Source organism: Peribacillus sp. BM1 (assembly GCF_056679975.1).
Map to the genome: position 1 here is coordinate 1,292,801 of NZ_CM155259.1, position 12,841 is coordinate 1,305,641.

Here is a 12,841-nt window from a genome sequence, read left to right on the forward strand (position 1 = left end):
AGGAATGATATTCCTTTATTGTTTGGTGGCGATAGCAAAGAGGTCACACCCGTTCCCATTCCGAACACGGAAGTTAAGCTCTTTAGCGCCGATGGTAGTTGGGGGTTTCCCCCTGTGAGAGTAGGACGTTGCCAAGCAATTCGAGAGATCAGCTATTTATAGCTGGTCTCTTTTTCGATATTAGAAGTGAAATCAATAATAGTGCGTGTTCAAAAAGGTAGATAAAAGAGCCGAGAAGTTCTGCGAGGGATCGTCTCAGACCTTTTGCATATACAGGAACGTTGAGGACCGGACTTGTATAGGATATGCTACCTTCTCTGTTGCGGCACAGGGCGTGCGTGATTTTAACAGAAGGCCAAAAATGCGCTTTGATACAATTCACAAGCTTTTTTACCGGACTTTTGAACATCCCTTAACAGAGTAAAAATGTTAAAGAGATTATCAGTCGTTTTGGGAGAAAGAAGACATTTGGCGGTGAACTGATTTCGTATTAAAAGTAAACTTGTGTTAAAATTAGTTAAACTTCTGAATTTTCACTGGAGGAATGAATTTACGTTGGAACGTCATAATGAAGCATTTGACCAAGAAATGACATTTCACTCCTTTACCGAGTGGTTGAAAAAACAAAAGAAATCGGAAAATACAGTTAAGACTTATTCAGGTGTGCTCACCCAATTTTTTGAGTGGGCAGAAAAGGACTTTGGAGGGCACTTGAGTGAAGATGTTATTCAGGCTTATCTAGATCATTTAGAAACTAACCAACGAAGCGCAGGGACGATAGAGAAACATTATATGGCCTTGAAAGTGTATTGTAAATATCTTGGTCAGTCCTCTTTGATGAAGAATATAGACCGGAAAATTAATGAGCAAAAAAACGATATTCCTGACGTTTTGACGTTGCAGGAACAAAAGACCTTATTAAAAGAGGTGGAGGCGGATGGGAATTTAAGGAACACTGCAATGGTATATATCATGCTTCATACTGGCGTCCGGGTTTCTGAGTTATGTGATCTAAATGATAGTGATCTTGTGGAGAAGGATGAAAAGAAAGCGATAGTCGTTCGTAATTCGAAGAATGAAGTAGATAGAATTGTACCGTTGTCTCAAGAAGCAATTCAGCATATAGGTTATTTTTTAGGTGAAAATAAAGGTCTTAGAGGACCGCTTTTTTTATCCAGCTATGGGCAGCGAATCACTCCACGATCTGTGCAATATATGTTAAAAAAGTATCATGTTAATCCACATAAGCTCCGACATACTTTCTGTCAGCAACTGATAGATAACGGGGTGGAGTTACAGACAGTATCGAAGTTGGCGGGTCACAAGGATTTAAATATGACAAAACGATATGTGAAGAATAAGGAAGTAGATTTTGGACAGGCGATTGATCAGGCCTTTTCTTAAATGAGTTGTGGGGAAGTATTAAATTGAAATCGCTGGAATTCTAGATCATGCTTATAATTGACCGAATGATGAGGTTGTTATAGATGAAGCTGTCGATGGATTTTTTGCAACATTGCCAATAAAAGAACTTGTTAATGAGATAGATAGAACCAGCTATGCTACAGTGATTTCGAATACGCCTGGCACTTCCTTGGGTAATCATATGTTATGTCACGATCTTCACTATATATGAAAATTGTCGCTATTCACTAGTTTGTCCATCATTCAGTTTCCTGTAAGCTTTACAAAATAATCGGTTACTGATTTGGTCTAAAAGACGATTTGCGATACGTTTACGACCTATCATAAGATAGCCAAGATAATATTGAGAAAACTATACAAAGAAACCCCGAGAGCAGATCATTGAAATGCATATGATTCGGGGTTTCTTTAGGTATAATAATTCTAAAAGTGACTGAATGGCTATTTGGGGATTAACCGAATAGGTCGGAGGGTATGTATACTAGATAAAATAACAATTAATTATCGCTGGGTCTATTAAGTTATTTGTGGTATGGGTAGAAAAATTGTTAGAAATCTATAATTAAATGTTGAGCTATGGAAGAAGAAAATATAGCAACTAGGTGTATGTACCTATTTTATCATCACTTTATGTCATTATTCCTCAATATCTTTCAAAATGAGATAGAATAGAGGATAAATACATTTTACTTTTGCACGGGGGAGCGAATATGACCTATCAAGTTCAAATATTAAAGGGCCTGTTTCAGCCGAGAACAAACAGATACCAATTAGAACAGGCAGAAGGAATAACCGGATTCGGTACTAAGCTACTGTTGGTGTATCTATGTAGTTTCGTTATCTTTCTTCTGGAAGCCTATTATGGAATAGGGTCTGAATCTATGTCAAAGGAAATAACCAAGCTTGGAGAAAGTGAATATGAAGCAGGGAAACTACTTGTTATAGCAGGGAAACTGCTGGCAGGCCTTCTGTACCCAACCTTTTATGTTGTGTTGGCTGCTGTTGTTTTTTGGGTTATTTTAGATATCCCATTTAAGAAAGTTGCAGCTGTTCAAATGATTGCCTTTGCTTTGCACTTGCTAGAAAAGGTAGTATACATACCATTTCTTTTGCAGATGGATTTAAACCAAAGTGCTAATCCATTTTCATTAGGAGTGATTAGTCAATCTATCCTCTCAAATGAATACTTTATTCACTTTTTTGGGGAAATTAGTTTATTTCAGATGGCGATTATCGGAATCATCTATTACTACTTACGAGAGTTGACTGAGAAAAATAAATACATACTACTTATTATGATTTGTGTGTTTTACCTGGCATCTTGGTTTGTAGCCGCATTTTTGGCTTATATCGATGTTCGTGTGTTTTTATAAGGGAGGTAGGGCTATATGAATAAATGGAAAATTGGTACACTAGCCGTACTTGCAACGGGTTTCATTGCTTTGAACTTTTTTTTAATTGAGAAAAAAGATAGTAAGGTGGCTCGGACTTTATTAGCCGGAGAGTGGACTGAAGTTAAGAAAGCCGATATTATAGAAAGATTTGAAACAGATGCGGTAATTAAACCATTGGAAGAGTACAACTATTATTATAATGACCAAGATAAAGAATTTCAAAAATTCCTTGTAAAAGAGGGAGATGAAGTAACGGCAGGCACGCCTTTATTTGAATACATAACACCTAAACTGGATCAGGTAAAGGGCGAGCTTGAAACAGAGAAGAACCGTTATGAGGGCGAAATAGCGGGGATCGAAGAATATATTGATGAGTTATCCAGTTATCAGGATACCATTCCAGAGGCACCATCTGCTAAAGAAAGAGAAGTAGCAAAAGAGGCAGGACTCCCTTTAGATGATCTTGATTCTTCTGCGATGATCATAAGTTCAATTCAACAGGAGATCTATAAACAAGAATTAGAGAAGAAGAAACTTGAAGAGAAAATACGGGCTTATGAAAGCCAGTTAAACTATTTGGATGAACATGGCGATACGGCAATGACGGCAAGTGAAACAGAAGGAATTGTGAAGAAAGTAAATAAACAACTGAAGTCTCCAATTATAACAATTGCTTCAAATACGTTAGCGATTGAAGGCTCTCTTAATGAACAACAGGCAAAAAAAGCAGAACCTGGCATGAAAATTATTGCGAAACAATCGAGTGGAAAAAAGAAAATTAATGGAACAATATCCGCAATTCAGCCGTTTCCAGAAACAGAGCCAACTGTTGAAACTCCGAGTAAATATGCTTTTCAAGCGACTATGCAAGAAGAACCCGAATCTATAATGATTGGTTCTAAAGTGAAATTGTCTGTGGTGACTGCGGAAGCGAAGGGTGTACTTTCTTTGCCAAAAGCAGCGATTCAATTAGAAAAAAAACCATCTGTTTACAGGCTGAATGGAAACGGTATTGTCACAAAGCAAGTGATTACAACGGGCCTCGAATTTGCTGGAATTCAGGAAGTGAAAGATGGACTTGAATTAGGGAATATCCTTTTAAAGGATTCGAAAAGCATTCCTTATAAAAAGCCTGCATTTATCACGCCTCTTCAAACTGAAAAAGTGACAATTACAGCATTTAATGAACTATCTAAACGTCAAAAACTTCGTTTCTTTTTAATTGGACTGTTAGAAAAATAATTGAGCTAAAGCCATGCTATTTATCGTTCACGTGGATATGTGATCCCGTGTGAATAATGAAAAGCATTCCTTTCTTTGGCAAAAATAAGTTTGTAAAGCGTGTGCGAGACTGTACTGGGGTAAATTTCCTACCCGTAGTATGAAAAATATATTTACAGCTTTGGGTTTTTAATATAATATTTTAATATAATGTTATTTCCGCTTAATCTTAATAGAACGGGGGAACCAATTTCGTGGTCCTGTACCGCTTGGGGTGAATTCTTATGAAGGGGCATGTGTTTCCAGGTCCTAACCCGACAGCTAACCTCGTCAGCGTCTTAGAGGGAACAAAATGTAAATTGTTCACGCGCAAAGACACCCGTAGTGTCTTTTTTTATTGCGTGAAACCTTCTATCTTGTTTCCCTTACCGAGACATTTGCTTTTTTAGCAAAAAATTTACAGAAGGTGAGGATGTTAGATGAAAAAAATAAGCTTAGCTAGCCAAATATTAATTGGTCTGGTTCTAGGGATTATCGTGGGGGCGATCTTTTATGGTAGTCCAACGATTGCGTCTTATTTACAGCCGATTGGCGATATATTTCTTCGTTTAATTAAAATGATTGTCGTACCGATTATTGTAGCCAGTATTATTGTCGCAGTTGCAGGTGTTGGTGATATCAAACAGCTTGGGAAAATTGGTGGTAAGACGATTTTGTACTTTGAAATTGTGACGACAATTGCAATTATAGTCGGAATCATTGCGGCAAATGTACTGCAGCCAGGCGCTGGAGTGAATATGGGGGAACTTGATCAAACGGATATCGGCAGTTATGTTGATACAGCAGAGTCGAAGGAAAGCGAATCACTAATCGATACGATTGTGAACATTGTACCAACGAATCCGATTGCTGCAGTTGCTGAAGGGGACATGCTAGCCATTATTTTCTTTTCTCTGGCATTTGGTCTAGGGATTAATGCGATCGGAGAAAGAGGGAAGCCGGTTTTGGCATTCTTTCAAGGAACAGCAGATGCGATGTTTTATGTTACGAATCAAATTATGAGGTTTGCTCCTTTTGGAGTGTTTGCCTTGATTGGTGTCACGGTTGCTAAGTTTGGATTGGCTTCCCTTATCCCGCTAGGGAAGTTAGTAATTTCAGTATATGGAACGATGATTTTCTTTGTGATCGTGGTCTTGGGAATTATCGCGAAATTAGTCGGTTATAGTCTTTTTAAATTAATTAAACTAATCAAAGAGGAGCTTATATTAGCTTTTTCAACAGCAAGCTCTGAGGCTGTCCTTCCGAGAATTATGGAAAAAGTGGAAAAGGCGGGATGTCCTAGGCATATTGCTTCTTTTGTCATACCGACTGGTTATTCCTTTAACCTTGACGGTTCCACTCTTTATCAAGCGTTAGCTGCTATCTTCATTGCTCAAATGTATGGCATTGATATGAGTATTGCTGATCAAATTTCGTTAATGCTAGTATTGATGGTCACATCTAAAGGTATTGCTGGTGTACCAGGAGTCTCTTTCGTTGTTCTATTAGCTACATTAGGCACAGTTGGAATTCCTATCGAAGGATTGGCGTTTATAGCTGGGATCGACCGTATTCTTGATATGGGTCGTACAGTGGTAAATGTTATTGGGAACTCTCTTGCAGCGATTGTTATCTCTAAATGGGAAGGTAATTTTAATCCTGAAAAAGTGTCATAATTTTTGATAAAAACATCCATGAGCGCCTGACTAAAACGAAAACGATGAAAAGGTTTAGGTTCTCAAACTGTATAATCTTTTGAAGGTGGCGGTGCGGAGCTGACTTTGCGAAGCCTCGCCCCTTTTTCACAAAAAAGACAGCTAAAGGGGTAAAATCCAATAGCTGTTTTTTATTATGGATGAATCTATTTTTTCATTCACTCTTTATAAAGAGAAAGATCTCCCTCAAAATAATGAAGAATTATAAGTAACTTGGAGGTTTTGTCACATTATTTTAAATGATTTGGTAAAATGATAATAGTGATGATGGATGATAATTTCACCAGTTTTATCCCGCATTAACGAGCAACATGACTCCCGCTTCAAGGCTTTTAGGGAATCCCAGTAGAGTAAGTGGGAGATCATCTGCCCGTAAATGCCCGATGATTGGTTCAACGAACAATCAGTGAGGATGAGGAACCCTTCACTGATTGAAGTTTCACTTTATCACCAATAACTGTTGTGGAGGGTATTGGTATTATGAAAAATGAGATAAGAGACGTCCTATATATACACTTGCATGCTTCTGAGCGATTTGTGATTTTCTCCGGCATGACGTTTCGGGAATTTGTTTATTCGTATGAAGGCCCCTTACCTAATCTTTTATTGTTGAAACATGGATATGATGATGGGGAGTTTAACATGAATACGCTATTGGAATTTGTTCCGAATGGAGATGTTGAAAAACTCCTGAAAGATCATGTATATGGGTATGGTGATTTTTGCTGGATTGATTTTGAAGAGGAAGCAGGGCTTGATGAATTAAATGGTCAAGAAATTGCTGAACTTTTGTATGTTGGCCATTGTAAAACTCATTTACGTCCACCATTTTTCGGAAAGTTGAATAATCAATTTGTTTATCTTGCGCATGATGATGGGTGGTTCAATAAGGTTTATTTTCGAAGCCAAGATGCATTAACTCAAATATTTGGCAATGCACTTATGTTGAAACTGGAGACATTACGTGCCGAAAGAAATTGGTTTGGATTAAAGAAAAAAAGGGAGTACCCAGAAATTCCTTTTGATGTGCTTCAAAGGCTCATCCCGCTAACGGCTGAGGGTGTTGTCTTTTCCCTTCAGGATATTCAGCATTCGAGGACCAAAATAGAAATTCCGGGTTGGATCATTGGCGACTATGTAAATATGGATGATATGATGGACGGATTTAATGATTTGAAGGATCATCGGCCAAAAGCGTTAATTGTTTTACATCGAAAGACTAAAGAATGGAGCGTTATTCTTAACTAAACGATCTTATTTTGCTGAAGTAAATATTCCATGTTTGATGATTTTCATCTTGATACATCGGATAAAGTGAGAATGACTGAGCTTTTAGTCAGTCCCATTTTGTATGTGGGGCATTTAAGTAAAACACGATAATTCATGGTGTAGTCCGTGCTATTGCTACATAAGATGTAAGGTATGTGCGGTAGAATTATTGGTATGTTTAGGTAAGTTATCAAACAGCACTTCTTTTTCATTTTTAACTGAAGATGAAGGTGGTACAATAATAAAGTAAAACTTCAATCAGTGGGGGTTTTCTTCATCCCCCACCCAGGCTTCTTCGATACATCTAAGCCTTGAGGTTGGGATCTTACTGCCCGTTAATGCGGGATAAAGTGAAAAGAGTACTGGAGGTTTAATGAAAATGAAAACAAAACTTGGACTGCTTTATGGCGGAAAGTCTGCTGAGCATGACGTTTCGTTGCAGACGGCTTTAGCGGTCATTAAAGCATTAGATTTAGAGAAGTTCGATATATATCCGATATACATAACGAAAGAAGGGGTTTGGGTAAAAGGGCCTCAGTTGACCGGACCGGTTGAGAGCGTGAAAAGTCTTATATTATCAGCTAAAGATGCCATGTCACCTTTAGCAATTCGTTCTACAGGGCAAGTTTCCAAAGAGGATGGAGATGAAGGGTTCGATTGTCTTTTCCCTCTCCTTCATGGTCCGAATGGAGAAGATGGTACAGTTCAAGGGGTGCTGGAATTAGTAAATGTACCTTATGTAGGAAATGGAGTTCTAGCTTCGTCTGCTGGCATGGACAAAGTAATTATGAAGAATATTTTTGCCCAAGCAGGACTACCACAAGTTAAATATACATGGTTTATTCGTTCAGAGTGGGAAACGGATAAGGACCGCGCCTATGGCAAAATTGAAGCTGAATTAGGCTATCCATGCTTTGTTAAGCCAGCGAATCTCGGATCAAGTGTTGGAATTAGTAAATGTGTGAATAGGGAAGAGCTCGCAGCTGCGTTTGTTGAAGCATTCCTATTTGACCGAAAAATCATTGTTGAAGAAGGAATCGTTGCTCGTGAAATTGAAATTGGCGTTCTCGGCAATGATCGCCCTAAGTGTTCGGTAGCTGGCGAAATTATTGCAAAAAAAGACTTCTATGATTATAAAGCAAAATATGAAGATGGAGATACCGCGATGGTCATCCCCGCAGAGATTTCCGAAACGGACTATCAGTCTTTAAGTGAAATGGCTATTACATCCTTCAAATCTCTTGATTGTTCCGGATTGGTTCGTGCTGACTTCTTCTTAACGAAAGAAGGAAAGGCATATATTAATGAAGTAAATACGATGCCTGGCTTTACTCCATTTAGCATGTTTCCTTTATTATGGAAACATACAGGAGTCGAATATCCTCAATTAATCGAGACATTAGTGAATTTGGCGCAAGAACGTTATGAAGAAAAGCAGAAGATTAAATATAGCTTTTAATGGGATGCTTTGCAGCCTAGAAGTGGAAACGACAACCGAATGGCTGTCGTTTTCCTTACTGAAATAGCTTGGTGATAAGGGATAAGCTGCAATTTTCTAAAACCCCTAGGAGGAACATGATGTTGAAAAAAACGTTAAAGCAAATCCATGAAATGGTCGATGGATTGAATAACATTACAGATTTTGAATCCATTATAGTGGCAGGAGTTTCGATTGATTCTAGAAATATTGAGTTTAACAACATGTTCATCCCCCTTAGTGGCGAACATGTTGATGGACATCAATATGTAGAAAAGGCCGTTTCGCAGGGGGCAGCTGCTTCTTTGTGGCAAAAGGATGCGGGGGAACTGCCAGCCGGACTTCCGGTCATCCTTGTAGAGAATACAGAAAAAGCATTACAGAAACTAGCCAGGGCGTATCGAAAGCAACTAAATTGTAAAGTAATTGGCGTAACAGGGAGTAATGGAAAAACGACCACGAAAGATATGATAGCGTCCTTACTGCAAACAACCTACCGCATTCATAAAACAAGCGGAAACTTTAATAATCACCTTGGACTTCCGTTAACCATTCTAGGGATGGATGAAGACACAGAAGTGGCCGTTCTTGAAATGGGCATGAGCAGCCGTGGTGAAATTGCATTTCTGTCCACACTTGCAGAACCAGACTTGGCAATTATTACGAATATTGGCGAGTCTCATCTATTGGATCTCGGTTCAAGAGAAGAAATTGCAAATGCTAAACTTGAGATTGTTTCAGGTCTTAAAGATGGTGGAACGCTGATTTATCATGGAGATGAACCATTATTACGTGATCGAATTGAACGCGACTTAACGAATCTTCACGTTGTATCCTTTGGTAGAGAAAACAAAAATGATCTTTACCCCATCTCCATAACTCAAAACGAGAATAGTACTTCTTTTGAAATAAATGGAGACCTATATACAATTCCAGTTCTTGGTTTTCATAATGTGCAAAATGCGTTAGCCGCTATGCTTGTAGCCAAACTGTTGCGTGTAAATGATGCTAATATCAGAAAAGGGTTTGAATCGGTCCGATTAACCAATATGAGAATGGAAATGGTTGAAGGAGCAAAAGGGGAAAAAATCATTAATGATGCCTACAATGCAAGTCCAACCTCAATGAAGGCAGCGATTGAACTGATTGAAAGTCTTTCAGGATTCCAAAATAAATATCTCATCCTTGGTGACATGTTAGAACTCGGAAATCAAGAGGAAGATTATCATGTGAATATTGGTAAAAACATTCAGCCAGACAAGATCAATGCAGTCTTTACATATGGTTCGCTTGGTCATTTTATAGCTGAAGGAGCTCGGCAATCTTTTCCGGAAGAACGAGTGTTTTCATATGATGATAAATCCGCGTTAATTGCTGATTTAAAGCAACGTACGTCTCTAAATGATTTAATCCTAGTAAAAGCCTCAAGAGGGATGAAATTAGAAGAAATTGTTCAAGCTCTACAAAATTGAAATCTGTAATAAGTCGGTGAATTTCCGTTTATGGAGATTTTATCGGCTTATTTTAATGACTAAGTTATTTCATGTATTTGGTATTTGACGAATAAACTTAGCCACTCGAGTTATGAGTTACGAGGTGTCTAACGTCACAAAGGTATAAATAGTTTGGAGGTTAATGGTAAAAAACCTATAAAAACACCTCTTTCAATCGGCCTATTTCGTTTGAGTTTTAGATTCCTTTATTGCAATAACGACCTGAAAATGGTAACATGTATTATGAGTTTAAATGTCTTTGGAAGTTGAAGATGGTATATACTATAACTAATCCAAAGATTGTTTATCGTTTCTTTAAGAAACAAACGTTATTTCATTCTTCACTTGGTGAAGATCTTGTACTTTCAGATTAAATAGGCCACGCGTCTTGAATAATATAAAAAGCTGTCTCACTTTGCAGCTTAAATTGCTAATAGGAAGGTCCAGCTATCTGTAGCTGGCTCCATAAGCTCATGACATGATAGATGGGAGATTCTAATTATCTCCTACCCCTCTTGCCAGAAATGATCCTTGTGGTTCCTTTCCACTCCGCATTCCCCAAACGCATAAGGGCCTGTTTTTTTATGGGAAGCTTGGCTTAAGTCAAGTTTTGTTTTATTCTATAGGATTTGATATGCAATCATTTTGGATAATTACATGATGGCTATTCATAAACTATGGCATAATTGCAGCTTTGTCTTTGGATTTCATCCTTGAAGTCCAAAACAGTTTTTCTTTTATGTAGGCTCCTGTCTCATAGGAAAAAAGATGCAGCAGCCCTCACCTGAATAAACATGCGAATTTGTATGCTACTTTGATCTTTCCATTTTTGAATTTCATTCTTGGTACATGTTTTGTAAAAAGATTTCCTGGACCCAGCGCTAGATCAGTATTTGCGCAAGGCTTGACTTTTGTTCGGGACTTTTTATTTATTATAATGGAGTTCGGATTTAAAAAACGCAAGTATTTTAGGTGATCATTGAGAAAACTTTTCTTAAACGATAAATAATAAACAAGAACCAGCTCGTAGTTGGTGAATTGTGGTCAAATGACCCAATTTAGACGTCACAAGCCATTTTGGATGTTGACGAATATATGAATTATAAAGGAGTACGAATATTTTGACATTATTTAGTGAATTAGGTTTAGACAGAACTTCTATGAAATCAATCGAAAAAATGGGGTTTGAAGAGGCGAGTCCGATTCAAGCACAAACCATTCCTTTGGCATTAGAAGGGAAAGATATTATTGGTCAAGCTCAAACTGGAACAGGTAAAACAGCCGCATTTGGTATCCCGTTAATTGAGAATATTGATCTTCAAGATGATAACGTACAAGGAATCGTAATCGCACCAACACGTGAGCTTGCTATTCAGGTTTCTGAAGAATTATTCAAGCTTGGATACGGAAAACGCACTCGCGTAATGGCGGTATACGGCGGACAAGATATTGATCGTCAAATTCGTGCATTAAAGAAAAACCCACATATTATCGTTGGTACACCAGGTCGTTTATTAGATCATATTAAACGTAAAAATATTAAATTGGGCAACGTTCACACTGTGGTATTGGATGAAGCGGATGAAATGTTGAACATGGGTTTCATTGAGGATATCGAATCTATTCTTTCAAATGTACCAGGTGAAAGACAAACTTTGCTGTTTTCTGCTACTATGCCAGATCCTATTCGCAAAATTGCAGAACGCTTCATGAAGGATCCGACTCTTGTACGTGTTAAAGCAAAAGAAATGACTGTATCTCTTATTGATCAATATTATGTTGAGCTAAGAGAGAACGAAAAATTTGATACATTAGCTCGTTTATTAGATATACAAACTCCAGAACTTGCTATCGTATTCGGACGTACAAAACGCCGTGTTGATGAGCTTTCTTCTGCATTGAATGTCCGTGGCTATTCTGCTGAAGGAATTCACGGGGACTTAAGCCAAGCAAAACGTTTGTCGGTTCTTAAGAAGTTTAAAGAGGGCAACATAGATGTACTTGTTGCAACAGACGTAGCGGCGCGTGGACTTGATATTTCAGGCGTAACACATGTATATAACTTTGATATTCCTCAAGATCCAGAAAGCTATGTTCACCGTATTGGACGTACTGGTCGTGCAGGGAAACATGGTGAGGCGATTACATTTGTGACACCGAGAGAAAGAGGTCAATTGGCTGCTGTTGAACATACAACGAAAAAACGTATGGAGAAAATGAAAACTCCAACTTTAACGGAAGCGTTGGAAGGACAACAAAAAGCAGTAACAGAAAGAATCGTGAATACTGTAGAAAATGAAGACTTGTCTCTATACCTAGGGCAAGCTGAAGAAATGCTTCAAAAATACAGTGCAGCTGATCTTGTTGCAGCAGCGTTAAAATCACTAACTAAAGAACCGGATGCAACTCCTGTTAAATTGACAGATGAAGCACCACTTACATCGAAACGTGGCGGATATAATAAGTCTGGATCTAATGGCAGACAACAACGTAATGGTCGCGGACCTTCAACAGGTAGAAAAGATTATAGCGGTGCTAAACGCAGAGACAGCCGTAAACCTAGCGGAAGCAGCAACCGTAGCAATAACAGCTATAACAAAAGAGAAAAACTAAATAAATAATATGTAATAAATGAGGATGTCCCTAACAAAATGGTCTGACCCCACAACAGCTATATACAGCTCAAATTCGTGTATGTAACACGATTAACTGTGTGAAATCTGTGGTCAGAACCTTGTGGGATATCCTCTTTTTTATATTCTGGAAATATTTTATATAGTATACTGATTATAGGAGTTTAGTGAAGGA

At 38.1% G+C, this 12,841-nt stretch carries 9 protein-coding genes, 1 rRNA gene and 1 riboswitch; all 10 genes read left to right on the top strand.

What is annotated here, in order from left to right; genetic code table 11:
• Positions 1-21: 21 nt before the first annotated feature.
• The 10 genes from rrf to cshA all read left to right on the top strand — a co-directional run bounded on the left by rrf (position 22) and on the right by cshA (position 12,654).
• A 5S ribosomal RNA gene (gene rrf / locus AC1MGI_RS06335) occupies positions 22-137 on the top strand.
• 418 nt (positions 138-555) lie between these two features.
• Complete coding sequence (locus tag AC1MGI_RS06340; protein WP_480348959.1) at positions 556-1,404, top strand: tyrosine-type recombinase/integrase; 849 nt, start codon at positions 556-558, stop codon at positions 1,402-1,404.
• Between the two features lie 112 nt (positions 1,405-1,516).
• Positions 1,517-1,636, top strand: coding sequence for a hypothetical protein (locus AC1MGI_RS06345; RefSeq protein WP_480348960.1), 120 nt, complete (start codon positions 1,517-1,519; stop codon positions 1,634-1,636).
• A gap of 499 nt (positions 1,637-2,135) precedes the next feature.
• Positions 2,136-2,798 carry a hypothetical protein gene (locus AC1MGI_RS06350; RefSeq protein ID WP_480348961.1) on the top strand — a complete coding sequence of 221 codons (663 nt, stop codon included), beginning with the start codon at positions 2,136-2,138 and terminating at the stop codon, positions 2,796-2,798.
• A 15-nt stretch (positions 2,799-2,813) separates the two neighbouring features.
• Positions 2,814-4,061, top strand: a complete 1,248-nt coding sequence (locus AC1MGI_RS06355; protein WP_480348962.1) for an efflux RND transporter periplasmic adaptor subunit — start codon at positions 2,814-2,816, stop codon at positions 4,059-4,061.
• A 189-nt stretch (positions 4,062-4,250) separates the two neighbouring features.
• Positions 4,251-4,391: riboswitch (cyclic di-AMP (ydaO/yuaA leader) on the top strand.
• Between the two features lie 128 nt (positions 4,392-4,519).
• Positions 4,520-5,755, top strand: a complete 1,236-nt coding sequence (locus AC1MGI_RS06360; RefSeq protein ID WP_480348963.1) for a cation:dicarboxylate symporter family transporter — start codon at positions 4,520-4,522, stop codon at positions 5,753-5,755.
• Between the two features lie 519 nt (positions 5,756-6,274).
• On the top strand, positions 6,275-7,042 hold the full coding sequence (locus AC1MGI_RS06365; protein WP_480348964.1) for a hypothetical protein: 768 nt from the start codon (positions 6,275-6,277) through the stop codon (positions 7,040-7,042).
• A 400-nt stretch (positions 7,043-7,442) separates the two neighbouring features.
• On the top strand, positions 7,443-8,522 hold the full coding sequence (locus AC1MGI_RS06370) for a D-alanine--D-alanine ligase (RefSeq protein ID WP_480348965.1): 1,080 nt from the start codon (positions 7,443-7,445) through the stop codon (positions 8,520-8,522).
• Positions 8,523-8,641: 119 nt separating this feature from the next.
• Positions 8,642-10,012: a UDP-N-acetylmuramoyl-tripeptide--D-alanyl-D-alanine ligase gene (locus AC1MGI_RS06375; protein ID WP_480349715.1), complete on the top strand. Its 1,371-nt coding sequence runs from the start codon at positions 8,642-8,644 to the stop codon at positions 10,010-10,012.
• 1,142 nt (positions 10,013-11,154) lie between these two features.
• Complete coding sequence (gene cshA, locus AC1MGI_RS06380) at positions 11,155-12,654, top strand: degradosome RNA helicase CshA (protein ID WP_480348966.1); 1,500 nt, start codon at positions 11,155-11,157, stop codon at positions 12,652-12,654.
• Positions 12,655-12,841: the final 187 nt, after the last annotated feature.

Excerpts from the sequence above, each read along its gene's own strand:
- AC1MGI_RS06350 (WP_480348961.1), top strand. The coding sequence starts at position 2,136 with ATGACCTATCAAGTTCAAATATTAAAGGGCCTGTTTCAGCCGAGAACA.
- AC1MGI_RS06355 (WP_480348962.1), top strand. The coding sequence starts at position 2,814 with ATGAATAAATGGAAAATTGGTACACTAGCCGTACTTGCAACGGGTTTC.
- AC1MGI_RS06360 (WP_480348963.1), top strand. The coding sequence starts at position 4,520 with ATGAAAAAAATAAGCTTAGCTAGCCAAATATTAATTGGTCTGGTTCTA.
- AC1MGI_RS06365 (WP_480348964.1), top strand. The coding sequence starts at position 6,275 with ATGAAAAATGAGATAAGAGACGTCCTATATATACACTTGCATGCTTCT.
- AC1MGI_RS06370 (WP_480348965.1), top strand. The coding sequence starts at position 7,443 with ATGAAAACAAAACTTGGACTGCTTTATGGCGGAAAGTCTGCTGAGCAT.
- AC1MGI_RS06375 (WP_480349715.1), top strand. The coding sequence starts at position 8,642 with ATGTTGAAAAAAACGTTAAAGCAAATCCATGAAATGGTCGATGGATTG.